The organism is Mesorhizobium sp. WSM4887 (assembly GCF_029625865.1).
GTDB lineage: Bacteria > Pseudomonadota > Alphaproteobacteria > Rhizobiales > Rhizobiaceae > Mesorhizobium.
In genome coordinates, this window is record NZ_JARTVP010000006.1 from 175198 (window position 1) to 202029 (window position 26832).

22 protein-coding genes are annotated in these 26832 nt (G+C 61.2%); 9 read left to right on the top strand and 13 right to left on the bottom strand.

The window, feature by feature from the left end:
• Positions 1–11 precede the first annotated feature (11 nt).
• From P9230_RS22150 to P9230_RS22180, 7 genes are all read left to right on the top strand, one after another.
• On the top strand, positions 12–1055 hold the full coding sequence (locus P9230_RS22150) for a toprim domain-containing protein (protein ID WP_278055704.1): 1044 nt from the start codon (positions 12–14) through the stop codon (positions 1053–1055).
• A gap of 246 nt (positions 1056–1301) precedes the next feature.
• Positions 1302–2243, top strand: coding sequence for a DUF2493 domain-containing protein (locus P9230_RS22155; protein WP_278055706.1), 942 nt, complete (start codon positions 1302–1304; stop codon positions 2241–2243).
• A 63-nt stretch (positions 2244–2306) separates the two neighbouring features.
• Positions 2307–2567, top strand: coding sequence for a type II toxin-antitoxin system prevent-host-death family antitoxin (locus tag P9230_RS22160; protein ID WP_278055708.1), 261 nt, complete (start codon positions 2307–2309; stop codon positions 2565–2567).
• Positions 2554–2976 carry a hypothetical protein gene (locus P9230_RS22165; RefSeq protein WP_278120816.1) on the top strand — a complete coding sequence of 141 codons (423 nt, stop codon included), beginning with the start codon at positions 2554–2556 and terminating at the stop codon, positions 2974–2976. The genes P9230_RS22160 and P9230_RS22165 overlap by 14 nt, the downstream gene beginning before the upstream one ends.
• A gap of 273 nt (positions 2977–3249) precedes the next feature.
• Complete coding sequence (locus P9230_RS22170) at positions 3250–3783, top strand: hypothetical protein (protein ID WP_278055710.1); 534 nt, start codon at positions 3250–3252, stop codon at positions 3781–3783.
• A 713-nt stretch (positions 3784–4496) separates the two neighbouring features.
• On the top strand, positions 4497–4820 hold the full coding sequence (locus P9230_RS22175; protein ID WP_006205585.1) for a DUF736 family protein: 324 nt from the start codon (positions 4497–4499) through the stop codon (positions 4818–4820).
• A 56-nt stretch (positions 4821–4876) separates the two neighbouring features.
• The gene (locus P9230_RS22180; protein ID WP_278055711.1) at positions 4877–5215 is read left to right on the top strand and encodes a hypothetical protein; all 339 of its coding nucleotides are present in this window, start codon (positions 4877–4879) and stop codon (positions 5213–5215) included.
• Between the two features lie 117 nt (positions 5216–5332).
• Here P9230_RS22180 and P9230_RS22185 read toward each other — a convergent pair whose 3' ends face one another.
• Both P9230_RS22185 and P9230_RS22190 read right to left on the bottom strand, forming a co-directional pair.
• Positions 5333–5740, bottom strand: coding sequence for a hypothetical protein (locus P9230_RS22185; RefSeq protein ID WP_278055712.1), 408 nt, complete (start codon positions 5738–5740; stop codon positions 5333–5335).
• Positions 5737–6462 carry a ParA family protein gene (locus P9230_RS22190; protein WP_347404008.1) on the bottom strand — a complete coding sequence of 242 codons (726 nt, stop codon included), beginning with the start codon at positions 6460–6462 and terminating at the stop codon, positions 5737–5739. Before P9230_RS22190 ends, P9230_RS22185 begins: the two co-directional genes overlap by 4 nt.
• Before the next feature lie 452 nt (positions 6463–6914).
• Between P9230_RS22190 and P9230_RS22195 the strand changes: the two genes are divergently transcribed.
• Positions 6915–7322 (top strand): hypothetical protein, encoded by a 408-nt coding sequence (locus P9230_RS22195; RefSeq protein ID WP_278055714.1) that lies wholly within the window; start codon positions 6915–6917, stop codon positions 7320–7322.
• A complete protein-coding gene (locus P9230_RS22200) occupies positions 7319–9556 on the top strand; it encodes a relaxase/mobilization nuclease domain-containing protein (RefSeq protein ID WP_278055715.1) in 2238 nt (745 codons plus the stop codon). Before P9230_RS22195 ends, P9230_RS22200 begins: the two co-directional genes overlap by 4 nt.
• A 161-nt stretch (positions 9557–9717) precedes the next feature.
• On the opposite strand, the gene P9230_RS22205 is transcribed toward P9230_RS22200, so the two are convergent.
• The 11 genes from P9230_RS22205 to P9230_RS22255 all read right to left on the bottom strand — a co-directional run bounded on the left by P9230_RS22205 (position 9718) and on the right by P9230_RS22255 (position 26829).
• Entirely contained in the window at positions 9718–14430 is a 4713-nt protein-coding gene (locus P9230_RS22205) for a hypothetical protein (RefSeq protein ID WP_278055716.1), read from the bottom strand.
• 365 nt (positions 14431–14795) lie between these two features.
• Positions 14796–16946, bottom strand: coding sequence for a type IV secretory system conjugative DNA transfer family protein (locus P9230_RS22210; protein ID WP_278055718.1), 2151 nt, complete (start codon positions 16944–16946; stop codon positions 14796–14798).
• A gap of 12 nt (positions 16947–16958) precedes the next feature.
• A complete protein-coding gene (gene virB11, locus P9230_RS22215; RefSeq protein ID WP_278055720.1) occupies positions 16959–17984 on the bottom strand; it encodes a P-type DNA transfer ATPase VirB11 in 1026 nt (341 codons plus the stop codon).
• On the bottom strand, positions 17981–19444 hold the full coding sequence (virB10, locus tag P9230_RS22220) for a type IV secretion system protein VirB10 (protein WP_278055721.1): 1464 nt from the start codon (positions 19442–19444) through the stop codon (positions 17981–17983). The genes virB11 and virB10 overlap by 4 nt, the downstream gene beginning before the upstream one ends.
• Positions 19444–20241 (bottom strand): TrbG/VirB9 family P-type conjugative transfer protein, encoded by a 798-nt coding sequence (locus tag P9230_RS22225; protein ID WP_278055722.1) that lies wholly within the window; start codon positions 20239–20241, stop codon positions 19444–19446. Before P9230_RS22225 ends, virB10 begins: the two co-directional genes overlap by 1 nt.
• Complete coding sequence (locus tag P9230_RS22230; protein ID WP_278055723.1) at positions 20238–20945, bottom strand: type IV secretion system protein; 708 nt, start codon at positions 20943–20945, stop codon at positions 20238–20240. Before P9230_RS22230 ends, P9230_RS22225 begins: the two co-directional genes overlap by 4 nt.
• 79 nt (positions 20946–21024) lie before the next feature.
• The gene (locus P9230_RS22235) at positions 21025–22068 is read right to left on the bottom strand and encodes a type IV secretion system protein (RefSeq protein WP_278055725.1); all 1044 of its coding nucleotides are present in this window, start codon (positions 22066–22068) and stop codon (positions 21025–21027) included.
• 183 nt (positions 22069–22251) lie between these two features.
• Positions 22252–22977, bottom strand: coding sequence for a type IV secretion system protein (locus P9230_RS22240; RefSeq protein WP_278055727.1), 726 nt, complete (start codon positions 22975–22977; stop codon positions 22252–22254).
• 18 nt (positions 22978–22995) lie between these two features.
• Positions 22996–24153, bottom strand: a complete 1158-nt coding sequence (locus P9230_RS22245; protein ID WP_278055728.1) for a lytic transglycosylase domain-containing protein — start codon at positions 24151–24153, stop codon at positions 22996–22998.
• Positions 24137–26539 carry a VirB4 family type IV secretion system protein gene (locus P9230_RS22250; RefSeq protein ID WP_278055729.1) on the bottom strand — a complete coding sequence of 801 codons (2403 nt, stop codon included), beginning with the start codon at positions 26537–26539 and terminating at the stop codon, positions 24137–24139. Before P9230_RS22250 ends, P9230_RS22245 begins: the two co-directional genes overlap by 17 nt.
• Positions 26536–26829, bottom strand: coding sequence for a VirB3 family type IV secretion system protein (locus P9230_RS22255; RefSeq protein ID WP_023720449.1), 294 nt, complete (start codon positions 26827–26829; stop codon positions 26536–26538). Before P9230_RS22255 ends, P9230_RS22250 begins: the two co-directional genes overlap by 4 nt.
• Positions 26830–26832: the final 3 nt, after the last annotated feature.

Below are 26832 nucleotides of genomic sequence, written 5' to 3' on the forward strand. Positions count from 1 at the left end.
AGGAGGCGGTCATGGCCGGCTCAGCTTCCGAGCTGGCACGCCGCCTTGGTGAACATGCCGAGGCGGTGTGCCGCGAGTATCTTTCCAATGGCCATCGCTCCGGCAATCACTGGATGGTCGGCGATGTCCGCAACACGCGCGGCCGCTCAATGCATGTGCGGCTGAAGGCCAACGCGAAGGGCCCGGCCGGTCGATGGGTCGACGAGGCGACGTCCGAATTTGGCGATCTGCTCGATGTCATCCGAGAAAGCTGCGGCCTCGTCGACTTCCGCAAAGTCGCGGACGAAGCACGTCGCTTCCTCGCCATGCCGCTGCCACCGCCGCAAAGCCATGGCGCCGAGCGTCAACCCGCCGCGGCCCGCGGCTCGCCCGATGCCGCGCGTCGCCTTTTCGCCATGTCGCGGCCGATCGCCGGCACGCTCGCGGAACGCTATCTCGTTGGCCGTGGCATTCTGCTCTCCGCCCATGAGCGCGCCCTGCGTTTCCATCCCGGCTGCTACTATCGAGATCTCACTACCGGCGAGACGCAGACGCTGCCTGCGCTGATCGCCGCTGTCACCAGCCTCGACGGGCGCATCACCGGCCTGCAGCGCACCTGGCTCGACCCGGCGGGCAACGGCAAGGCGCAGCTCGCCGATCCCCGCCGCTCGCTCGGGGATCTCCTGGGCAACGCCATTTGGCTTGGCCACCAGCCCGAGGAGCCTGTTCCCGTCATGGCCGCCGGCGAGGGGTTTGAGACGATGGCCTCGCTCAGGACGGTGATGCCGGCCTTGCCGGTGGCCGCCGCCACCTCCGCCAATCACCTCGCCGGCCTGACGTTCCCGCCAGGCTGCCGCCGCCTCTACATCGCGGCCGACGCGGACGCCGCCGGGCGCCAAGGCATCTACCGTCTCAGCCAGCGCGCCGGCGAGGCCGGGATTCTCGCTCTGGCGCTGCGGCCGCAGCTTGGCGATTTCAACGACGATCTGCGCCATCTCGGCCCGGCCCACCTCGCGGCATGGCTCAGCGGTCAGCTCGACCCCGAGGATGCGCGTCTGTTCCTGCCATCAAGATGAGCGGTACGGGTAGTTAGGCGTGGAGGGCAGCGTCACCGGAAGACCCGCCGGCCTGGCAGCTGTTCGCCGGAGAGGCCGCGCCCGCGGCCTGCCCGAGAGGCGACCCCTGCCACGTCCCCGTCACGGCCGCAACGGCTGCGCCGTCCTCCGCTCGCGCTTCGGCCTTCGGGGCGGCCGCGCCCGGGGCGCGGCCGGGATGCGCTGTCAGGCCGCGATGGGCGCGGCCACAGCCGACGGAGACACGCCATGACCTACGAACTTCCTTTCGACGCCGCCTACGAGCCCTACCACGCCTCCTCGCCGACCGACCGCGTCATCCTCGAACTGCAGATGTACGGCCACCGTCCGCATCAGGACGAGCCCGATCCTCGCCCGCTGCCGGACGGCGAGGTGATCCGGGGTGGCCTCGCCGGGATCGTCGAGATCTTCGCCGGCATGCTCGGCGACACCAGGCTCGAACCCGACCTCGACGATCTGCTCTGGTCCTTCGCAAATGTCTTCCACCGCGCGGCTGAGCGCGTCGCCCGCAGCCTCGACCGCAACGAGGAGGCGCAGCGCACCAGCCAGCAGGAGCAGGACGGCTCGGAAGTGAAGTCCGTCGAACTCGAACGGCTCACCGCCGAGGGCATCACCTACATCGAGCGCCGCAACGTGCTCGAAATCATGCGCGACGAGGCAGCCGACCTTTACGAGGCGCAAACCGGATCGGCATGGCGGCCGCGCACGGGTTCCAAGGTATCCCACCAGGCGATGACGGCGGCGGTGATCGACTCTAGAGACTTCCTCGCCGCGCGGCGCCACGCCGAAACCGAGGTACTGGTCCCTGCCGGCACCAAGATCGCCTTCGCCGGCGGCCTCGACTGCAACGAACAGGACCGGATCTGGGACGCGCTCGACAAGGCCCGTGAGAAGCATCCCGACATGGTGCTGCTCCATGGCGGCAGCCCGCGCGGCGCCGAGCGCATCGCCGCCTGCTGGGCCGAGAACCGCAAGGTCACGCAGATCGCCTTCAAACCGGACTGGAACCGACACGCCAAGGCGGCCCCGTTCCGCCGCAACGATCTGCTGCTGTCGGTGGTGCCCTACGGCCTGATCGTTTTTCCCGGCTCCGGCATCACCGAGAACCTTGCAGACAAGGCGCGTCGGCTCGGCATCCCGGTCTGGCGGTTCGCGGAGGGCGGCGCGTGAGCGCCGTTTTCTTGCAAATCCAGAAAATCTGGATATTATGGAGACCGATCAAGGAGTCCAGCCATGCGTCAGTTCACGACGGGGGATCTCAACAAGCAGGTTGGCGACGTCACCGACGTTGCCAGCCGCGAACCGGTTATTCTCACCAAGCACCGAAAGCCCCGGTTCGTTTTGATGAGTTACGAGCACTACGAACGGATGCGTGCCGGCGCCGACCCCCGCCGCGCATACCGCGTCTCCGAGATGCCGGATGAACACGCGGGACTCTTCGCCGCCGAGATCGACCGACTGGCGCGCGGGGAGGGATACGATGACGAGCGGTAGATTCCTGCCCGGTCAAGTAATCTCCTACCCGTATCTTTGGGCATGGCAACAAGAGCGCGGCGAAACGGAAGGCCGCAAGAGCCGGCCGACCTGCGTGGTCATCGCTGTCCGCGGCGCTAGCGACGGTCTGACCCATCTGGCGCTCCTGGCGATAACCACCCAACCACCGCCCGCCGATCGGGTCGCATTGGAGGTCTCCGCCATCGAATGTCGCCGCGCCGGTTTGACCGATCTCAAACGCTGCTGGATCGTGGTTGACGAATATAACTACGATATTGCCGAACGCTCCTGGTACATCGGACCCCACGGGAATACGCTCGGTCGGTTCAGCAAGGCATTCATGATGAAGATCGCGGCCGCCTTCATTGAAGCGCGCAGCGAGGGGCGCCGCGTCAGCCGTCTGGACTAACGTTCTCTTTTCGCGGCCATGTGCCCGATCTAGGACGTGAGCTCTGGCTGGCCGACAAAGGCCACTAGCACTCGCTCCAGGCGCGTAGCGCCTCTGGCAGCTGCAGCGTCCGGGCGCGCCGGCCTGCGGCCGGCCGGGCTCTCGTCGCGGCGTCCCGCCGCTTCCCGAGCCGGCTTTGCCGTCTCGGCCTTCGGTGACGATCCCTCGCGCAAGGCCAGGGGGAGAGGGCGGCCGGCGCGGAGCGGGGGCCGCGGGAGAGAAGGGAAAGTCACGATGTCGATGATATTCATAGGTGGATCACGCGAGATATTCGAGCTGCCGGAACCTGCCATCGCTCGCATCGGCGCAATCGTTGCTGCCGAACACGGCGTGCTGGTTGGCGACGCGTCGGGAGCCGATGCCGAGGCGCAGGGCCTGCTTGCGGGCTACAAGTACGAGCATGTCGGGGTCTTCCATGCCGGCAAGGAACCCCGCAACAATCTGGGCGACTGGTCCGCCTACCATGTTCCTTCTCCTGAAGGAGTTCACGAGCACTTGTTCCACGCCGCCAAGGACCGGGAGATGGCGCGGCGCGCCGACTTTGGCATGATGGTCTGGGACGGCGCATCACCCGGCACGGCCGTCAACATGCTTCGGCTCGCCATCGCGAACAAGCCGTGCGTCATTTACGATCTGGCCAGAGGGAGCATGGCGATCACGTACAATGTGGAAGACTGGTGCGCGATGCTCCGCCATGCTGGTCCGGATATTCGCCGCCAAGCCGAAGCCCGCATGACGCCGGAGGAGCGTCTAGCGTTGCCAGGATGATGGATGCGGTTCCTGCCGACAGCCTGGCGGGTTCAATCCGATACGTTGATCCGGCCCCGCGCGGCCCACTCCACTTTATGAACGGCCGGAGCCGGCCCCTTTCGAAACCGGTCCACGCGCAGAGCCGCGGGGCGTTGCGCGGATGATCATCTTGATCCGTCTCGCCTCTGAAGCGGGTGCAAGCGTGCCGAACAACATCCTGGCTTGCCGGGTCATCCAACCTGACTGCGCGGTATCGTCCCCCGAGGGGCGTAAAGGCCGCTGCCAGCCGGCCCCGATCTCGAAACCGCTATGCCGCCATACCGAACACGCAAGGCGGTCACGCGCTGGGCTAACTGTTCGATGTGTTGGCAATGCCGACGATATGACCCGAGAGGCTGCAGCATGTTCCTGCGATCCGGCAGCATTGCGTCGGCGGTCTAGCAATGGCGGCCTGAGTTCTTTTCCTTCGGTCGCATCCGGGGCCATTCCCGTTTCATGTCGCCTTTGTAGACGACCGCCTGCTTTGTGCGGTCAACCCCCGTTGGGGGTACACTCGGCGAATATTCAGGAAAATTCGATTTCTGTTTTTAACCGCGGGCAGGCGAAGGGCCTGCTCGCTATTTTTCGGCAAATAGAATTTTCCAGAATTTTCGCCGAGATGACCGCAGCAGGACGGCCCTCTCCTTTGGCGCCATCGGGAATGGTCCCGATGCAACCGAAGGAGAACTACCATGGCCACCACGATCGCAAACCTCACCACCAAGGCCGACGGCTCGATGGAAGGCGTCTTCGCCACGCTCCGGGTCAACGCCCCGATCACCCTGATCCCGAACACCAACAAGTCGCGCGAGGACGCGCCCGACTACCGGATCGTCAACAAGCGCACGGGCTTCGAGATCGGAGCCGGCTGGCACCGCATCTCCCAGCGTTCGGGCGAGGAATACCTCTCGGTCAAGCTGGAAGCCCCCGAGATCGGCGTCATCTTCGGCAATCTCGCTCCCGCCCCGGGTGGCGAGGAAAACAAGAAGGTCATCCTCTGGAACAACCCCCAGTGAGCATCGGTGGCCGGCCTCGCAAGGGGCCGGCTCCCCACCGGCAAAAGGAGGTTGCAATGAGCCGCTACACCATCACTGTCACTGGCACCGTCACCGGACAGAGCCGCTCGGATCCAGACGCTGTCATCGGCTACGATCCACCGCTTCGGACCTACTTCCTGCAAGCATTCCTGCACGAAGAAACCGACGAGCCCGGTCTTTGGTTCGGCACCCACGATCGCGCCTTCGATACGCTTGAGGATCTTCGCCGCGCAGCCATCTCACACGGCTACGACTTCACGCCGTCGCCCAAACTGGCCGCAAAGCTGGTCGACGACAAAGCGGTAGCCAGCCGGCGTCCGGCGCGGGACACAATTCTCGGCCAGGTGCTGAAACACCTCAATCAACCCAAGTAGGCAAAACGTCTCAGAGCCCGCGACGGAGTGTTCCGTCGCGGGCCCTTTTTTTGTGGGTCGCAAAAGAGCCACGAACATCACCGGCTACAGCAAGAGACAGCGACTCCAAACCGCCGATTATTCCTTCGGCAGTTTGTGCTTATGAATGCGGATATAGTCCTGCACGGCCTTGCGCAGCAGTTCGGTCATGCTGTGCCCATTGCTGATCGCCAGCAGCTTGAACTGCCGCTGCTCCACGGCCGTCAAATAGTAGCCGCAGCGGATCATCTCCTCCTCGCGAATCTTCTTTCCGGCGATGGGATCCTTTTTCTGGCCCTGCCGCAGCAGCTTGCGGAAATCGGGCCCGACTGCCGGGGACGGCTTTGTCGTTTTCTGGATCTGTGGCGCAGCCTGCTCCCTGGTCCCTGATGTCTCGGCCTTCGGCGGGATGAACATGCTCGGCAGCGCGGGCGGTTGCGTGGAGATCGCCTTCATCATACGGGCTTTCTTGTCGTCACCGGGTTTCGGCGTGGTTTCTTCACTCATGCCGCGTTCCTTGTGGCTTCGATGAAGGTTTGCAGAAGGTCGTCGAAGACCCCTTCGCTCTCGGCAATCGCCTTCGCGTCAGGCACCTCGGGGCTGTAAAGGGTCTGCCCGGTCTGAAGGTCGCGGTAGGCAACGCGATTGTGCAGGACGTGTTCTGCAATGGGCGTGCCGTTGGCCTGGATGATGGCGCGCAGTTCGGTCAGGGCTCGCGCCCTGCCATCGATGATTGTCTGCTTCGTCAGCACGAATATCGCTGGCAGCGGTCTACCCCGGCTCTCGACCGCCAGCGGGATGTAGTGGTCGGTGATCTGGATGGCGGCGGTCACATCGTCGAGGGCAAAATAGACCGGCACGACGACAATGTCGGCAGCGAAGAGCCCGGCCATGAGGTTGTCATTTGTCGTGCCTTCCGTATCGATCAAGACGACAGAGCGTTCCCCGTTGTGGATGGCTGCTGCGTCGAGGATTTCCTGCGGCGTCATCGCGCTCACCATCTGCAGCTTGTCAGGACGATTGCCAGCTTCGCCCAGCATCTGGAACCAGCGGTTCATGTTCTGCCGCCGGTCGCCGTCGATAAGAGTGACCGAATACCCCCGATGCAGCGCGACGGATGCAAGGGTGCGCAGCATCGTCGATTTGCCAGTGCCGCCCTTTGGGATCGCAGCGGAGATGATCATAGGAGGCTTCCTTCCGGCGTTGTCTCCTTGTTCCCATGTTAACATGGGAACAAGTCATCATGGACATATGGACCAATGTCACGGTCGAAACATGGTGACATTGTCGACGGGGAATACTGGTTTGGCAACCCACGCGCGCATCGATAAGGGCTCGCCTAAAGGTGCAGTTTCTGCGCAGCTGCTGTTTTCAGCGAAGAAGGCGTCCAGCCGGGCTAATCCGACTGCGGATTTTCGACTACGCTTTCGGGCTGCGCATCAGGGCACTTGTTTCCTTGTTAACATGGAAACAAGTCTTCAACGCATCATAGGCACATCGCATCAATACACGATGGGAACATTTCGTCGCCCGCGCCTCTCACCAACTGCGCTGGTGAGAAAACGCGCCCCGTAATTTCATGCCTCTTGCGTTCTCTTGGCAGGATAGCCTATTTTGTGACACACACAAAATAGGCGGCGCGGCCCTGGCGGACCTTAGCGCCCGCAAGCGGGCTTGAGAGATGGATGCAGACGTCCAGAAAGCGGCGGTCAAGAGCGCGTCACGACGCTACGGCGAGGTGACGCACATCCGGTTTTCGGCTGCCGAGCTGGCCCGCCTCAAAGCCATTGCGGGGCGGGAGGGCGTCACCGTCAGTGAGGTCGTCCGGCGTCTGGTGCGGGCAGAGGTCGGGCATCTGCCTATCGCGTCAGAGGCGTTGCGGCCGGCGATCGTGGACATGACCGATCAGCTGCGGCGTGTCGGCCTCAATTTCAATCAGGCCGTGCGCGCCATGAACGACGGCCGTGTCGCCCATGATGAGGATCTTGAGCAGGCGCTGATCGCGGTGGGCGAGCTCGTGAGGCAGTTTCGCGAGGAACTGAAAACGATGACCGTCGAGTCTCGCAAGGCGAGGGAGGCCAGGCCATGAGCGGTCGTCTTGCTGGCTACGCGGCCGAAATCGAACGCTATCTTCTAGGCGAGTCCGCCGTGAAGCGCGAGGACCTGGACGACGACAAGCCCGGGACGAGCGCCCGACGCGAGGCTGGTGAATTCCAGGCGATGAAGAGTCGTGAGCGGGCCGGTGGCGCTGGCCGCCTCGGGCAAGGACAAGCCGGCTCGACGGTAGGTGGGCGCAGGAGCGCCCCTCGTTCTTCGCCGGGATTAACAGGAGTGGCGGGGAGCTCCGTCTCCAGCGCTGCACCGAAGTCCACTGCTGCTGCGAGCTCGCCCAAGGCCGCTAGCGCGCCGATCATGATCTATGGCGCCACGCTCGCCGGTTTCCGGCCGGAAGAGGAGGAGGAAGACTGGAAGCGGCGCGGCGGCGGCGGCGGCCGTGGCGCTGGCCGCTCTGGCGGTACAGGACGAGCGGCGCGGGCGGGCTATCAGGCGCTCGCCGTGGCGGCACGGGCAGGCTATGCGGCGGGCGCGCAGCCCGCTGTGTTTAAGGTCATGCCCAATCCTCCGTCTACCAAGGAAGCCGCCGCGCGGCTGCTCAATTACATCGGGAAGCGCGAGGACGAAAAAGGCGAGAAACACGACATTGAGATTTTCGATGAGGATGGGCAGGTTCTCGCGACAGGTGCCGCACGAAAGGCGTTCCTGGAAACGTTTTGCGAGACGTTCGAACCGCCGCTGGAAAATACCAATTTTCTGGAGGTTCGTTTCGAGCTCGCCAGCGAGGTTGCCGATGGCGCCCTGAGCGAGGCGCTGAACAAGGCCTTCGGTGCAAAACCGTTCATCTATGCGCATGATGGACAGACGGTGCAGGTTTATGCACACACCGATGAGCGGGCAGGACCTATTGCGAGGGTGCTTGCCGGTGGTCGGGATAATTCGCGCAGCAAGGCCCTCGACAAGATCGAGGCGCGTTTGTCTGAAGCCATGGGCGCGGCGGGGGTGGCAGCCAAGGCAGCGGTGACGGCGGCGGTCAGCCGTGAAGCCAAGGCGAAATATTTCCTGCAGAAGTTTATCCGTACCCACAGCCATGTCCGCTATGCAAATGGCGAACCCGTGCCTGGGGTGAAGAATTCCACGACGGCGGCGGCTTCGGTCTATGAACAATGGCGCCCGCAGTTTTCGGGGCGCGAGCGCCGCAATGCCTATCACCTGCTTTTCTCGGCAAGAGCCGGTACCGATGCCAACGCCGTCATGGCCGCGGCGCGCGCCGTACTCGAGGAGCGCGCGCCAGGATACAAGTTCGTCCTGGCGCATCACAAGGACACCAAGCACGTCCATATCCACGCGATGGTGCAGGCACGATCAGCCGACGGCGAACGCCTGAAATTCTACAAGCCGGATCTCGCATCCTGGCGCGAGACCTTTGCGGAAAAAGCGCGCGAGAACGGCATTGCGATGGTGGCGACGCGGCGGATGGATCATGCGATGACGCGGCCGTTCACGAAGGAGCATGCTGGAGCCTATAGCCGCGCACAGAGCGATCCGCGTTACCAGGTGAGCGCCAGGACGATCGAGCGAGTGGAGGCCAAGCGGCAACGCCGTTTGGACGGGCAATCCCTTGTCGTAAACGGCGATGCAATCGTTGCCGCATGGCAAAAGACTGTGACGACGATGCGGACCGCGGGGATAGTCGGTCAGGCTCTCATGGCAGCGGAGTCGATCGGCAGCAGTTTTCTGCGATTGCGTCGCGATCGAACAGTGGAGGGGCAGACAGGTCCTATGGGTCGCGGAGCTGATCAATCGGGGCAGAAGTCTTTCCTGTCCCATCCCGGTATGAGAGAATTGAATGCACTGATAGGAGATTTGAACATGGCGCAAACCCCCTTGGAAATGCGGCGTCAGATGGCCCGTGTCAATCAGGCTCTGGACAACATGCGCCAGACGCTGCCGCCGGCGCATCAGCAACAGTTCGAACAGTATCGTGAAGAGGTGAACGACAAGATGCACGACCGTCTCGCGCGGCTGCAATTCGAGCGGCAGCAGCAGCGTCGTGGTGGTGCCGGCGAGCCGATCCCCGAGCGTGAGGCGCGAGGGCGCGACCTTCCAACGCGGGCCGATCCCCGCGAGCCGGAGGAGCCGCGCACAGGCACCGACCAGGAGAAGGTGAGAGCCAAGCGAAAAGACGCCAACAAACAGAAGGCGCGGCAGCCGGAAGACCAGGACCGTAAGACCCAGCGCTCGAATGATAACGATTACGAGCGTTGAGTAAGGGCCGACCCAGCGTCCTCCCGCGGAGGTAGGTCTGCGACGCATTCGCCATACAATGATCAGGAATGACAGCAATGCGCCGCATGTCGGGCGTTGAGGCGCGCTCTCTCGATGCATGTAAACGAACATCGTTAAAGATCGAACGGAACTTCCCGCGCCTACCGTTCGTGCGGCTTAGTAATTTCATCCATGCCATGTAGCTCAAGCATCAGCATCTGATCGATCACGTCGAGCAAACGCCTGCGCAATGCAGGGTCGTTTTCCGAAGCTGCGTATTCCGCTTTGATTAGGTCTTTTAGCTGGTGGATATCCATATCTCTTCGCTTCGCCTCTTCGCCGCCAGCCTTTAGGTCGACTATGACTCTCTCCGCAGCGGCAACTACCAAGCCAGCGACATTGCATTGTGCATCTTCCAGCGCGTGCAAGAAGGCAAATGAGTCGTTCTCGAATGCGTTGCTCGTTACATATGCTTGAGCAAGTCCCATAAACGTCGCGAACCTCCCGGGAGGGATGGAGCGAAACACCTCGGACGCCTCGTTCCGCACCTTCGGATCGTCATCATCGAAGTAGCGCAGAAGGTTTCCGACAGCCCGATCCCGATAGGTGGCTTCCACTACAGAGTGAGAGGCAATGTCGGACGCTAGCCGCCTCGCATCCAGCGATGACTGTTCGAGCGAATCCGCCAGAGCGACGTAGCTGGCATCATTGTAGCTGGCGCGTGCAATGTGCCATGTCGCAACCAGCCGCATGTCCGCATTTCCAAATGTGAGCAACGTGGAAAGCAGCCGCCTGCCGATCGCGGGAACTTGATGGACGATGTAAGGTAGCAGATTGGTTGCCGGGTGCGTCATCAAGGGAGACAGCCACACGGGGTCGGGCGACGAGCGTCTGGCAACAGCGTTGGTTGCGACCTGAGTGGCGGCGGCAAGCATCCTAGCGGCAGCGGGTGGCAACCATGATGGCGGGAATTGCAGCTTCGCTATGGCGCTCGCGGCGAAGCTGGGCCGCTGTGCATCAGGCGTAACCAGCTTTTCCAGAAGGGCCGCACATCGGCTCTTATCCTCGTTGAACATCGGGGTGAGCGGGCGCGGCATGCAACAACGCACGCTGATCTGCGCTTCGTTGGCAATGCGGTCTTCAAGCAGCGACCATGCATCCCGACGCCGCTCCGGAACATTCCAAAGAACCGCTGACAGCGCCTCCAAGGCCCAACCGCGAGCCCCGTTGAGGCCGCGCATATGCAACTTGCCGCCTCGGTTAAGAAGATCTTCGATCGACACCATTTCCCGGTCGGCATGGTTGGTATCGACATCGACATTGTCCGCGGCCTCCCCATGGAGGATGTACCAGACCAAGACTTCCCAGCATGATTGCGATCTGCCCAGTTCGGGATGGCGCTCGAACAGCCGGGCGATACCGTCACCATAAGGCTTGCCTTCGCGAGCATGAGCATCGAGCACCGCCGCTTGCAACGGCTCCAATGCAACGGATTCCGCTTCGGCTAGTCCCCAAAGAAGCTGTTGCACATAAGCAGGATTCGCGTCGGCGGGGATGCGCAGTTGCAGGCGGGCGAATCGTTCCGGGTTTTCTTTCGCGAGTTGCTGCAACACGTATGCGAGCTGCCGCGCGCCGCCGGTGGCCGAGCCGTTTCCGTAGTGCCGCTCTTCGTCACTGTGATGGCCACGCATAGCCGACAGCCATTGCTCATCGGTCATATAGACGGCATTGTCTTTGGCAATCGGCGACTCAATCGCGTAGGCCTCGACATGCGAAGGCTCTACAACCTTCTCGCCACGGAATTTTCGCCGCAGTTCATCCAACCGAACCGCCGCTATGGGGCTAAGCAAATCCCGCCCGACGGTTTCGAGTATACAGAACTGCTTGTAGCCTGACCATCTCAACTGACCGACGATATTCTTGGGCTGTGTCCATATCGTCTCCCGCTCTCCGGCTTTGTGCTCCTGTGCGGCTTTGACGGCGAAATCCAACTCCGGCTGGTATGCGAGGATCGTCTGTTCTACTGCGGTGCGTTCCGGATCCGCTAAATAGGGAAGCGCCGCCTTCGCCGCGTCGGCAAATGAGCGCCAATCCGCGCCCGTCCATCCCGCCTCGAAAACTATAGGAAACGCGAGCAAAGGCAGCAGCTCGTTCGCCAGGACCCGCGGATTCGCGGCGATGGTCTCAAGATACAGATGGGCCGCAGCCTCGTGGCTTTGCGGATCGATACGGCGGAGTATCAGTCGGGCCTGCTCGGGATTGTCACCGGCCACCTTTTGCAGGGCGGCACGCACCAACTGCAAATACTGGTCGCTTCCGAAATTGTGGCCGGAGTAGGCGCGATGGCGAAAACTGGAATCGTATTCGCCCGCGCCCACCTTTAGGGCAATCCGCTGAAATGTTTTCGCTAGCGCGTCTATCGACCCATCGAGCAGCGCCAGAGGCGACTTCTTTGCCAATTCGCCGAGTGAGTGCAGGTCGATATCCTGTATTTCGTCCCGGTCGAACGGTGCGCCATCTGGGTGTTCGTCAAACCATGCGTCGAAGTAGGCCTTTAGTATCGCTGCTGCGCCGTCGCTGCTTCTTCCGGCGGTCCACGTGGCGATCAGAAGCTCGCGACGAAAATTTCCCTTCCGCTCGAACAAACCGGGCGGACGGGAATGAACGACGCGCGTACATAGATCGATCAGCGCCTGATCCGATCCCTGACGGCGCACATAGCCGAACCAGTCCAGAAGTTGAGCACCTTTGTTTCGATCACCGTTCCACCATGCGTCCAGCAACTGCGCGATAGGCTGTGGCCGAGCACCGGCTATATTTGAGAGCCACCAGAGAATGGCCTTTTTGCGGGTTTCAACTGTGCTGCTGAGCTGCGCAGCCAGCCAGCCATTTTGATTGAGCACGTCGAACCAACCTGCCGTTCCCTGAATGGCGGTGCGGACCAGCAAAGGAATCGGTTGGGATGATACGTCGAGTTTAAGTATGAGGTCGCGTTCCTGCTCGGTGGGCGAAGCAAGAGCTGCCAGCCATTGGGCGACGGCGATCTTGATATGGAAGCGCACATCGCCCGAGGCAATGACTTGAGCGAGTTCGCGGACGTAGCGCACATAATCGCTTTGGCGCATGTGTTCGAGAATCTGGCGCACCTGTGTTCTCCGGAACAAATGCTGTTCGGTCGAGGCCAGCAGATCCAGCAGGCTTTGCTGCCGCGCAGAAAATGCACGCGCGAAGACATAGTCGAAGAAGCTTTCATGGAAAAAATTCAATGTGCCGCGCGAGCGGATCACGAGATGTTCTGACGTCAGAATCTCGACTGCTCGGGAGAATCCGTCGAGTACGGTGTGAGGAGCATCTAACCGTTGCCGTGCGCTCATCCAATCGGCGAGTGTCGTGAGCGGGGCCATCAGTGCCCAACTGACTTGATCGCGGTTCTGAGTGATCAATCGCTCCTTCCGCTGCAGGAGTTTCGCGAAAAGGTCGTTGCGATTGCCGAACTGGGTATCGCCATCGATTGCTATTTCGGCGAAGACCGCCAAGTTAAGAGGAAGCCTCAAGAGCTCCTTCTGGCTGGCATCGAGGGTATCCGGACCTACGCCAAGGCTGGCGACCACCGGCGCAACGTCAGTGCTCCAGTCGAGGAGCGGTACATCGACCTGCGCCACATCGTTGGACTGCTTTAGCTGTTTGATCCGCTCGTCGCTCTCAATGTCGAAAGAGCGGCACACCAGGACGATCCGCACCGACGCGTAGCGCCGGGCCTCTTCGACCATCCCCAAGACGGCGTTTTTTGCCGCGCCGTTTCGACCTGATACCTCGCTGACGGCGTCGATCTGGTCGATGAGCAGAACCGTCCGATCGTCGGGAGACAGACCTTTTAGCACCGTAACCGGACTATCTTCACGATCGAGAAGTGTGCGGCCGAAATCCCGCGGTGATCGGCAGTCGAGATTCTGATCGATGCGAAGGGCCAGATGAAGAATGCCGGCATCGGTCAGCTTTTCGAGAATGTCACGTGCAACACCGGATTTGCCGGATCCCGCGACGCCGCTCAGCAAGATTACACTTGGGCCAGCCTGGCTACCCAGCAGGGACATGACCTCGTCTCCATAGGTCCGGGCGACGACATGCCCGTGCGCGCCAAACGGCGCATAGCTGTCCAAATAGGCCTTGGTCTCGTCAGCCAGCGTTTGGCGCAAGGTCGGATCGAGCGACCATTCCTTGATCCGCAACTTGGCGACAGCGGCCATGTCCGCGCGAATGGTCTCCGTCGTCAGAACTCTATTAAGCCTCGCTTCGAGGTATCCTCTGAGAGCCGGATACACCTCTGTCGGCGCGCAATCGAACAAGAGGGCACCGAACGTTTCGATGGAAGAGGTAATCTCGGCCTCTGGCACAACCCGGAAATCACAGCGGCGAAGCCAACCGAAAGCCACATCGGGTGTGACCCCGACAGTCGTGTGAAAGCTCTTGAAATTGTCTTGCGATCCTTTCGGCAACGCGCCGTCGAACTCGACGAAATCGCTGGCGTAGGAGGCTTTGCTGGCAAGGTCGAGTAGCTCCGCTGGCGGGCTTTGCGAAACGAAAACGCAGCGGTCACGATCATTTGCTCCGAGCCTGTCCGCAAAGGCAGAAAGCACGCCCTCCCGCTCAAGCGCGCGGATGGTCCAATTCTGACCTGGGGCGTTGATCTTGGTCTGGTGCCAGGCGATATGGGGCCCATAGTCGACGGCGAACTCGAAGCCTTTGAATGCGTCGCTGATGCCTTCGAGACGGATGGAACGCGCCTTGGCATTGAGAACGTCAAGTAATTGACGAACAGCCCATCGCGCTTCGTAGGCATTGCCAAATTTATCTGCGATCCCGCCCCCGAACACCTAACCCCCCACAAGCTATGCCATCACGGAATCGGCTGTATTCCTGAATAGGGCATGCGGCCTCGTTCCTGTCGTGTTCTATTTCTGGAATTCTTGAACTGCAATGTTGAAGAGGCAGCCTGCCTGATCAAGCAGACCAAAACGACAACTTACCGCCCATCGCTTTCCAAAACCGGACCGTCCGGACACGGCCCCAAAGCCGCCAGGCGGAAACGCACTTGAGATGAACTCTGTCGCTTCCTAGAACTTCTGGCGAACTATGCTTGGTGCCCGGCGCGAAGCGCGTGGCAATGTGCGCCGTCGCCATGGCTTGTGCGACAAGGTCACGATAGACAGCGACCTCTCCGCCGCATCGGAATCCTGGCCTACCCATCGACTACATCAGGCAAAGTATCTTCCACGACGCCCAGATTTCGATCGAAAGTCTCGGTATCGGATGCGTTGGCGCGCAGGGACCGCACCTTGTTCAGGATCGCCGCAACCGCTGCTTCCTTGTCGGGCGCGATGCGTGTCGTCACCGCTTTGGCCGCCAAAGCGGAAAAATCTATGGCGGCATTAGCCGGTGCGGCTGCAGCGTCGGTTGCTTTCAGCCGCCCTTTTACGATTGCGCGTCGGCCCTGTGGCGGAGCCATACGGCCGGCCTTGGCGGCGAATGTCGCGCCGTGCCGAAGGCGCATTTGCAAGAGGCCCGATCGGTACGCTGGTGCTGTCGGCACAATCGGCGGGAGCGCAGGAGGTGGAACCGCCGCAGTGGAATTCAACGCAGGGCTTTTCGTGCGCGAAACGTCGCTAGAGGCGGGCAGGGGCATGAACGCGCGTCTGGCGAGCTGGCCGTCGGCGAAATAGAAATTTCGCGTGCCAAGGATCGGTAACTCGCCACGTGGCAATATGATGACCTTGTGCTTGTCGAGCGTGCGGATTTCATCCGGCCGCATCAGGGGCCGCCGCACCTCCTTGCGGTGCTCCGAGCGCGTGTAATAAGTGTCGAACAACGTTGCCTTGGTGCGTGTCACGTCCTTTTGCACGTCTGACGTTTCGCCGAGCTGCTCGGAAACGTATCGCAGATCGTCCGCATCCTGCGCACCGAAAAAGATCTGCACGCGAGCGGCGTTGATGAGGGTCTTGCGCCCTTCCTGGCGATAGATCTCGTCTACAGCCTTCAGCGACTGCACAAAAAACCACATCGAAACGCCGTTGCCGCCGAGCACGCTCGCCATTTCGGTTACATTCTCGAGCTTGCCGAGGTTCTGGAACTCGTCGAGCAGCACGAGCACCGGATGCTCGTCCGGACGGGGCAGGGTTTCCGACATGAAGTTCATCAGCTGCGTGATCAGGACATTGAACAGCGGTCCAAGCGACGTGATCTGCTCACGGCGCACGTCGAGATAAAGAGAAATTCGATCACGCTTGAGCCTGCGAATATCGAACGTGCTGCGGGACGTAGCTCGCATCAAGCGCTCGTTGAGAAAAGGGGCCATGCCGGTGCGTACGCCGGCGTAAATTCCGGAAAACTGCCGCTCGGACATCTCGAAATACGGCAGCAGGGTTTGCAGCGTAAAATGCGAGCATTCGCGGCGGCGTTCCTCGCGCAGCGAGCCGATGAATTCCAGGAGCGGCTGCTCGGCACCGTTCATGATCTCAAGGATTTTGGCGAAGGTCTTCTTCTCGTTCAGGATTGCAGGCGATTCCATGACGAACGATGCTATGCCGGTAAAAAGCAGGCGGGCGTCGTTCACCCAATATGGATCTGCGTTGGACGGCGGGCGCGGAAATAGCGCCGCAGCGATATTGCGAAGGTCGATGTCGCGCTGGGCGGAATCCAGCGAAATGAAGTCCATCGGATTGTAGCATGCGGTATTGCCGTCTGGATCAGCCGGCGCAAAACGCACCACGCGGCTAATGGTGGAACGGTAGCCGGCGGTCGCCGCATAGGTCTCGCCCCGCAGGTCGAGAACGACGAGCGAATGCGGCCAGGTCAAGGCGTTCGGGATGATAAGGGAGCTCCCTTTGCCGGAGCGCGGCGGCCCTATGACGAAGCCGCCGACATCATCGCCATCAATCCACAATTTCTTGCCGCCGATCAGCCGGCGCTGGGTCAAACGGATCTTGCCGGATCGCTGATCGCGGCCGGGCGACAAGATTTCGGCAAGCCTGCCGCCGGCCCGCCCGACGAAGACGCCGCCAGCTTTCGTCAGGCCGCGTTTTGATACGTCGTTCATAGACATAAAGCGAGAGTCGTTGCGCTTTCTCGGGCGCATGAGAAACAGGCCGACCAGTGGTAAGAAAAACCCTGCTGCTCCCGCGGCAACGGCATATTGGACCCGGCTAAAATTCCTGGCCATCGTATCCGCCCAGGCCTGGCGAACGACCGGCAGGGGATTGGCGTTCAGCTGGTCGAACAGGACGTGGGAGCCAGTCCGGTACCAATCCGTCGCGGCATAGGCGACCGTGAAGACCAGGACGCCCAGGGCCATCGCCATGAGCACCATGAAAATTGCTGTTGCGATTTTCTGCATGGATGGGCCCCGCTAGATCGTCTCCGCCTTGGTGAACTTGATCTCGCTGATGCCGCGCCGTCCGCCTTCGGTGCGGACCATCTGGACGACCACTGGAATGACTTCGCGCAGATAGTCGAGAATTTCGCTTCGTGAGAGGCCCGAACTGCCCTGCATGACCATCAGAGCCAGCCGCTCATAGGCGGACCGGGCGGAATTGGCATGAACGGTGGTGAGCGAACCCGGATGGCCGGTGTTGATCGCCTGGAGGAACGCGAAGGTTTCAGCGCCGCGCAACTCGCCCAATAGCAGACGGTCGGGCCTCATGCGAAGGGAGGCTTCGAGCAGCTGTTGGGCGGAGACTTTGGCAAGGCCCTGGTCGCCCTTCGAGGCTATCAGGGTGACGTTGTTGGGAGCCGGCAGCCTCAGTTCGCGGGTATCTTCAATCGTGATGATCCGTTCGTGAGCCGGGATCTCTTTCAGGAGCGCATTTAGAAACGTCGTCTTGCCCGTGGATGTCCCGCCTGAAACGACAATCGAGACACGATTGCGCACCGCATATTGCAGGAAGTCTATCGGCGACGTGTCGTGCAACATGTCGACCAGCCGCTTTTCTTCGGCCGACAGCGCCAGTCCGCTGCCCATTGCCGTGTTCTCGAAGGCGCCAAGATCGTTGTAGGCATCAAGGCTCATATCCATGATGACCTGCTTGCGGATCGAGATCGCCCCGCCTTCGGGAGCCGCCGGAGGCAAGATGCATTGGATGCGCTCGCCCGAGGGTAGAGCGGCCGACAGGACCGGTTTTTCTTCGTTGATGACCTGATTTGTCGCCGAGGCGACGCCCGTCGAGATGTTGCGAATCCAGCCCGGCGTTACCTCCCGCTTGACGACGTGCTCCATTTCCTTCGCGCCGAGGCGTTCGATGAACAATTCACCCGGCCTGTTGATCGCAATCTCGGACACCGAATCTTCGTTCAAATAGGGCCATATCGGTTCCAGATGAGCGCGCAGGACCGGGGCTCTGGCCCAAGGGTCGGGGAGGGGATGCAGTGCATTCATTTCACCGGGCTCCCATAGCCGGGATAGAAATTATCCTTTGGCGTCGCGTAGAGAGGCGTCGGATCGATCGCCGTCTTCGGTTGCCCACCTGCCTTCAGACGCACCGCTTCTTCCTGGACGGGATCGGCGTACAAGTCCGAGAAATCGAGATCTCGACGCACCAGCACGACGACCGAGGTGCCCTGGTCGACATAGACTGTCGGGCCAATGTTCTGCGTGTCGCGAAACGCCTCTTGCGCGAGTTGCTGCAGGGCGGTCGATGACTTGTCGAACGCGATGCCGCGGGCGTCGCGCTGCGAGCCGTTGCCACCATAGGTCACGGTCGTCGTCTCACCGGTTACGGGATCGATCGTCGACACCTGGCGCTGTTGGCCATTTTGTCCGCTATCGCCAAGCGAGGACAGATATTCAGAGACGCCGCCAACCACGGAAAGCATGATGGCGTTACCGTACCGTTCAACCCAGTGCGTATCGACACGGCCGCCCATGCCGCCGCGGCCGAGCGCGTCTGCGCCAGGCGACTTGATGTCGACGGAAATGCCGTCCGAGCGGATGACCCTGCTCCAGACGATGAAAACACGCTTCTGACCACGTGCAAGCCCTGAGCGGTATTCTCCGGTCAGGCGCGAGCCCTTCGGGATGAGGATCCGCCGGCCGTCGAGAGAGAAGACATCCTCACGCACGACAGCGCGCACGGCGCCGGGAAGGTCGGTGTTGATCGCGGTTTCCAAATAGCCGCGAATGATCGTTCCTTCAGGGATCAACGCATCGGTGCGTCGGAAGACCCTGGCTTTGACGATGCCGGAAGAGCTTGCCTCAGACTGCGCCAGGAAGGCCTTGTTGGGATCGCTGTCCGCGCCGGGCACCGGTACGATCTGACCGTCCCGCGCGATTTCGACCTGCGCCGCCTGGGCGCCGGCATCTGTCGAGCCGGTCTGATCATTCGTCACCATCTGGTTCGACCGCAGGCGTTCCCACACCGCTTTTTCATGCTCCGCCGCCTCCGCTTTACGACGAGCCTCGTCCTCAGCCGCCGCCTTGAGTCGGGCTTCTTCCGCCTCCGCCTTGCGGCGTGCCTCCTCGGCCGCCATTTGCGCCTCCAGCGCGCGTCGCTGCGCATCGAGATCCGCGCCTTGCTGCACGGTCTGATCGACATTATCGGCTTGTTGCGCGCCATTCTTGTCGTCAGCCGGTGGCGGCACCACGATCTGGTCGATCGTGCCGTCGGCAGGTTGCGGCGGTTCGTTCAACGCCGGCGGGCGGAACTCTGGCGGGTTGAAGTTTTCCTCGGCATCGCCGCGCAGATCGCGCGATACAGGCTCCCGGGGCCAGTTAAGCCATATCAGCGCGCCTACCAGCACCACGCCGAGGCTGACCAGGGCGATCCTGGTACCCACGCCAGCACCACGGCGCGCGACCGTCGGGCTGCCGTCCAGCTGGTTATAATCGATCTGGGACATCAGCGCCCTCCGCTGGATCCGAACAGGGTGGAACCGCCTGTCAGTTTCGTTGGACCGTAGACTTGCTCGACGGGATCGATGGCGTTGGGTCGCGCCCGGTTGTAGAGGCAGAGCGTCTCGCCATCGGCCCGCAAGGTGAATTGCCGTGCGACCTTGTCGATGACGGTGTATTTGCCCTGCGTGCGAACGTTGACCAGCGACTCCTGACGCTTGTCGTCGACAACGAAGATCGCTGGAATGTCGCCCTTGAACTCCAGAAACACCTTGGTGCCGTCGTCGAACACGGTGCGCGGCTTCAGACTGTCGTCGCCCTTGTAGGCGTAGTCGTAATTGAGATCGGCATAATTCAGGTCCTTCAAATCCGGAACGGCGGCGCTCTCTTTGGCCTGTGAGAGGAGGCGCGCGTCTATATCTTCGTCCGGGTATTTGAACCGGACCTGGAAGGATGCTCGGTCACGGCTGTTGTCAGTGGCCTGCAGCAGCAGGGAATAGACGCGCCGGTTGGTGACGACGTTGACGTTGGTCCACGCATCGCGCTCCAGCGGCTTGATGAAAAGAAACCGCGATCCGCGTTTGGGGATTATGGACCAGCCTTTCGTGTCGCCAGCCGACACGGTTTCGATGACTTCGGTCGGGCTGAGCTCGATCATCGTCGAAATGCCAAGGGCTGCGCGCACTGACGTCACGTCGTCATTGTTGAAGGTGACATATCGGATGCGGCCGTCGCGTGCGGCCGCGCTGTGCATCGTCCCGAGCAGAAGGGCGGCCGATAGGACGAAGCCCACGCGCCATCTCATTGCAGGCTCCCCGCCGCCGGCGCCGATTCCTGGTCGCGGCGGTAATCCCTAACCTGAAATCCCAGTGGATTGTCGAAACGCCATTCGTTCTTGAGCGGCGTTGAGGTGTAGCGGAATTTTATCACCGCCACCCAATTGTCGGCGGTGGACGAATTGTCCCGCCGCGTCGTCGTGGCAAAGCGCACCGAAGCTGTGTTGCGATTGAGCAGCGAGACCGACTTCACCTCGACCGAGACAGTGACATTGCGGCCAAAAATCTTGTCAAGCGATTGTGGATTTGCAGGCGTATAAAGCCACGTCAAATCCTTGGATGCGGCATCGGTGGAGTAGAGCTGTGCCAGGTCGTAATTCTGTTTCAGTTCACGCGAATCATAGGTTTCGCGGGCCCTGATGTAGCGGACCAAATTGGCGGCCGTGACGGCTTCGTTCTGGGACAGATCTCCGGGCTTCAGCGCGCGCATGATCTCGAGGTAGCCCGTCGATTTGTCGACCTCGACAACATACGGTTCGAACTGCCGGAGCGGCAGGATCAGCACGAGCGCCAGCAGCGACAACACCGCCACCATTCCGGAAACACCGCTGACGATCCAGGCCAATGTACGCGATCGACGCATTGACCTGTGCGTGTCGTCCTCCCAGGTCGCGCCCGCCCTGTAATAGCCCTTGTCGACGAGCTCGCCGCCGCTGTTAGCAGCTGTTTCCATTGAGATTGACACTGTACTATTGCCTCGTTTTCGAAACGATCCCGATCCAAGGGCCGCTATCGGTGATTATCCTTGTGTTCTAGGCCAGAGGCCTGGAGTTATCGCGCGCACCTTGCTGGATGGCGGACCGGGTTGCGTCGTCGGCCCTCGCTGCTCGCGAGGATCGAAAACTGTTTGCCGCGAGCTGCCGGGCGCCGCGAGCGGCGCGGCCCGCGGCCCATCGCGCGCCGGAATAGCGCACGGCATTCCTGCCGAACGTCCCATATGAGTAACGAGCGCCCGTGGTGCTGAGATACCCGCCGCCATTCAGGATCGAAGCAATCGAGGGTATCTGCATGAGAACGTAGATGCCGATGATCGTCACCAGCACCAAGGGCAGCACCAGCGACATTTTGCTGTCCATGGTCGCTCCGCCGGACGTGGCGGTGTTCAGCGCCGCGTTGACGAGCGAGAAGTAGAAGCCGAGAAAGCCGTAGATCAGGATTTGCTGGATCATCAGGAAGGTGGTCAGCGAAAGAAAGCCTTCGCTCATCCGCGAGGACCATCGGTAAAGCCAAAGAATGATCCATATCGGCGCCAACGCGAGTGTGATGAACAACATCACCTTGGCGGCGATGATCGCGGCAATGGCAAGCGCTGCGAAGATGATGGCCGACAGCAGAACGAGCAGCGACAACAGCGCACCAAAAATGTCATAGAAGGATCCGCTGTAGACCTGATTGGCGACGTCCTGGGCCCCTTGGTAGAGGTTGTCGATCAGCGTGGGAATTGCCGCCTGGTCGCTAAGCTGATTGCCGGTGGCCCGCGACACGGCGCCGACGATCACTTTACCGATCTCGTCTGGAATGCTTTGCACGAGCTGATAGATCGTGGCGGAAAATGTGCCCCATCCGGTCAGCAGTAGATAGATGATGACGGCGCGGCCGAGCCGATAGGCCGCTTCGATTGGCGAAATCGACTCCCGCCCGCTCAGGATCGAATAGCCCCACCATGCGATATAGAGGGTCAGCATCAGGGTAAAGACGTTGCCCATCGCATTGCCCAACTGCATATAGACATTGCGAACGAAGTCCTCACCGATGTTGTCAATGCCACCGAGGATGCTTGCGGCGAGACCGTTCATGGATCCTCGTCAATAATGCTGGCGAACGGAGTTGAATTGACCGGCTTCAGCGCGCCGCAGTTGTCGGCATGGGCATACGCCAAAGGCCCGCACGGCGCTTTCAGGTCGCGATTTGCGCATCCAAAAAGCCCTGTGCCGAGCCCGATCACAACGCATATGCGCAGGACTCGCCTCGACAAGCGCTCAGCCCCCGCTCTTGCCGAATTCCGCGAACGGATTGACGGTGCGCGGTGTCATCATCTTCTGCACCTGGCTTTGGCGAAGGAGATCTCCCTTGAGCTTCTCATTCAGCGCCGCGACCGCACCATTCTGGACGCCGATCAGTTCGTTGACCGCACGCGCGTTTTCCAGCTGCATTCGTGTGTTCTGGTCCACGGAGCCCTTGACGTCCTGCGACTGCCCGATCTGCCCGCTCGCGGACTGCAATGACTGTTGGCGCTGGGTAACGCCTTGCGAGGCCTGCGAGGTCAACGCGCTTAGCAGCGAGGCCACGTTCACGCTGCCGCCATAGGCCGTGTTGACGGCGCTGGTCTCCTTGCCGGCAATCTGCTGGAGCTGCTTCACCAGCTGGAGCCCGTTGATGACGGCGCCGGCGATTTTCTGGATTTCGGGCGAAAGGCCGCCAAACGAAAGCGCGCCGCCGTTCAGGATCGATCCGAACGACGGAGCCTGGGCGATCGACATGTTGCCGCCAAGGCCCATTTGTCCGATGCCGAGCGAACCGTCACGACTGCCGCTGAGCGCCTGAAGGATCTCCTCGCTCTTTTTCAGAATATCCTTGTTGGAGTCCATGATGGAGTTGGTGTTGTCCGCATTCTTGCGGGCGACATCGAGATTGGCGCCATCAATGACCGCAATTTGTGCGTGGGCAGTGCCTGCCCAAAGCGCCAGACTGGCGGCAATCGCCAATTTCTTCATGTCAGCCTCCTATTGCTGTAGAGAATTGATCACGCTGGCAGCGCCGGCAGGATCAGTGGTTATGATCATCGAGCGACTGTCGGCCGAGCTTGCCCCCGCGTTCTCGAGTGCGCATGGTAGCCACCGGCCGCGATCTATCTCCAACCGTTCCAGTTCCGCCGGATCACAAGAGAACGGGTTCGGAGAGCCGCTCTTCGGCTGTTGCACCAGCTTGGCCGACTGCGATGCCTGGACGTTCTGCATCGACAGAAGTTGGGCAAGCAGCGTCGTAAAATCCCCCGCCTGGGCGAGGTACTGGTTAGTGACATCGGCGTTGACCCCGCGAGCCGACGAGTTCAGCTCCCAGGCGTCCTTGTATTCGGTCACCTGGCCAACGTTGCCTGCAAGCGCCTCGATTGCAGCATTGTTGGCGCCGAGCTGCGATGAGCTTGCGTCAAGGCCGCCAGCCGCCTTCCTGACCGCGCCCATGGCCGCGTCCTGGGCCGTGCCGCCTGCGCCGTCGGCCGTTACGATCGAGAATGGTGGCGGCGCGGCGGCCGGAGCCTTTCCGCTTGACACATAGTCGTTGAAGTAGCTGTTCCAACGGCCGACGCCGCCGGCCCACTGACTTTGTTCGCCTGCGTTCGATCCGTTGTAGAAGGAGGCGAGACAGCTGTAATTCGTCGCCCCGCATTGCTTCACGCCCATTCCGAGATATTTGACGCCGCCTTCGACATTCTGCTCGTTCACGTCGCGGTCCAGTCCCATGGACTTGCCGGTGCCCTTGGTCAGCTGCATGACGCCTTTGACGCCGGTGTGGCTCCCGGCGCATGTGTCGAAGCGCGATTCCTGATAGGCAACGGACAGCGCCAGGCCTTCGGGAACGCCGTATTCTTGCGCATAGTAGCGGATCATCTTCACGTTGCCGGCGTCGCGCTGCAACGCTTCGGCCGGCGATCGGCGAAACATCTGTGAGCGGTATTTGTTAGAATAGGTGCAGACGACGCTTTTCTTCCTGTCGGTTTCATCCTTCTTGGCCTCATCCGACTTCGTGCTGTGCTGCTCGTCCTCTTGCTGCTTGTCGAGGTTCTGCCCGTCGATGACCGCGATCTGAGCGGCAGCCACGCTCATGCTTTCCGCCGTCGCGAGAGCCACGACCAGACAAGCGCTGCTAAGCCGCTTCGTCATGCTCGTTCTCCCATCCGCAGAAGTATGGCAGCCACATTTCCGGCTCGTCGCCGAAGGTCTCCCGGAGCCGTGCGCATTCCTTGCTGTTGGCTTCGTTCGAGGACAGGACCTTGATGAGATCGGGCATTGCCGACAAATCGAGCTTGGCGACGATCGAGTCGCTGTCGTGCTTGACGAGGAAGGTGCGCGTTTCCTTGGCGGTGCGGCGCACGAACTCGAATTCCTTCGCCGTCAGCGAGAAGCGCTCCATGTAGGATTCCTTGCTCGCCTTCGGGTTGGGGAAGAAAATGTTGGTCTTCGTCTGCTCGATCAGTGACGACGAGATGGAGGAATTGACGACGTCCTCCGCCGTCTGCGTGCCAAAGCCGACCACGCCGTTGCGGCGACGAATGGTCTTCAGCGTCTCATTGATGAAAGCGGCGAAAACCTCGTCGTCCAACAGCTTCCAGCCTTCATCGAGGAAGAGCATGATCGGCGAGCCGTCGATGACGTCTTCAAGACGGTGGAAGATGTAGAGCAACGCCGCCGAACGCAGCTTTCGGTCGCCGAGGATCTTGGTCATGTCGAAGCCGACGACGGGTTTCGAGAAATCGACCAGATCGACCGGATTGTTGAAAAGCCAGCCCTTGTCCTTCGGGTCGAGCCAGGGTTGGATCCGCGCGGCCAGATCGTTCATGCCGGGCATGAGCGAGCCCCGCAGCACTTCCGGCAGCAGGTCGAAGGTCCGCTGTTCGCGCGGGATCTTGTAGATCATGTCGACGGCGGCGTTGATGACACGCATCTCCGCCACGTCCAGCGCGCCGCCTTCCGGCGTCAGGATGTAGATAAGAAGATCTTCCAGGAAAGAACGGTTCTCTGCCGTGTCGTCAAGCTGCAATGGCGCGAAGCCGGTCGGCTGGGAGGGCTCCATCACCTCGTAACGACCGCCAAGCGCTCGAACGAAAATTTCTGCTCCGCGCATGTAGTCGAAATAGACACATCGCGGCCGCGGCATGATGCGCATGGCCTGCGCCATCAGGAACGACAGCACGACGGTCTTGCCCGAGCCGGTCGGGCCGAACACCGTGAAGTGGCCGACATCGTGAACATGGAAATTGAAATAATAGGCCGTCTGGCTGGTCGTTTCGAGCAAAGCGATGGGCCGTTTCCAATGCAGCCTCTCGCGTTGGCCGGACGGAAAATTGTGTCCTGAGAAAAGACCGGCGAAGTTCAGCGACGAGATCAACGCGCGTCGCGCGATGTAGCTGAAATTTCCCGGCAACTGCGCCCAGAATGCCAGTTCCGTGTTCAGCGTTTCGCGAACCGGCACGATCGACATGCGCGAAAGCTCGGCCGTGATGTCGGATATCGCACGGTTGAGCCCGGTCATGTCCGGTGCCAGGGCCATGACGCTCATGTGATGTTGGCCGAAGACGACTTCGCCGCCGGCCAGCTTGTCGGCGCCGTCGTGGACGGACTCCTCGACCGTCGTGCCCGCCTCGTCGGAACCCTCAACCTGGTTGGCGATTGTGTTGATCCGGCGCATCGCCGTCACGCGGTCTTCAATCGCGAAACTCTGCGTCAGGACAAACTCATGTGGGAGGCGCAAGAGACCGTCCAATGACCCCGGAGCAGTGAATGGTGGGTATTCCTTGATCGACACCATGGCGCCGAGCTTGCCTTCGTCCGGCCCGCGGAGTTCCAGCGCGGATCTGCCGAAAAACAGCTGTCGTGTCGCCAGTACATCGCCAAGGCTCATGCGCGGCAAAGGCATTTCCACGTCGACGCCGCCGGCGAGGATCTTCGCCAAAAATTCCGACGGCTCGGAAAAGAAGCTGTCGCGGCGATTCACGACGCCGAGAAGACGCGCACCATAAGCTGTGAAATCCTTGACGACGCCGTCGAGAACTTCACGCAGTTCAGCCATCGCGTCTTCGCGGGTTTCCTCGCTGGCGGTGCTGATGCGGAAGGCATTGAGCGCCTTGTCCACCCAGCCGACCCGGCCGACCATCGGGCGGCGTATGACCGTCAGATAGGCCTCGTTGACGAAAAGGTTTTTCGCGCCAAGCTCGTCCATGTAGCGGGCGTCGAGCTCGGCCACGAAAGGATTGTCAAAGTCGCCTTCGATCTCCGGCGTCACGTGGCGGCGGATGATCGTTGTGTAGACCGCAAAGCGAGAGGTCGAGAGATTGCGGAACGTCGTGTTGCGGTTGAACATGCGGCTGTTCAGCTCGGCCTGGTCCATCGTCTGGAAGGGCAGGCCACTGAGCTGGATGACGCCGACCAGAAAGCCGCTCTTCGTCACGATCAGATTGTCATCGACATGGCGAAGGTAGGGGATGTGCATCGCCGCGGGCTTTTCGCGGCGGCGCTCACGGCCAAATTTCAGGTCGGCATCGAGGCTCATGGCGAATAGCTCCTCGCGCCCCAGAAAGTAAGGTTCGCCACCGCTCCGCGTTTTGAGACGCGCCGCTCGAAAATATGAAACATGTAAGGGTCGCGCTGGCACAGATATGCGCTGACCAGATGCACCACGCCGAACACACCAAGGCCAAGCATGAAGCTGCTCGTGGCGATAAAACCGATCACCGCCAGGATGCCGTTCAGTGCAAAAACCTCATAGCGCACACCCCACTTCATAGGCGGGCGTGTCAGTGGCAGGCTGACCGGCTCGACATAGACCTCCTCGTCGTCCATGTC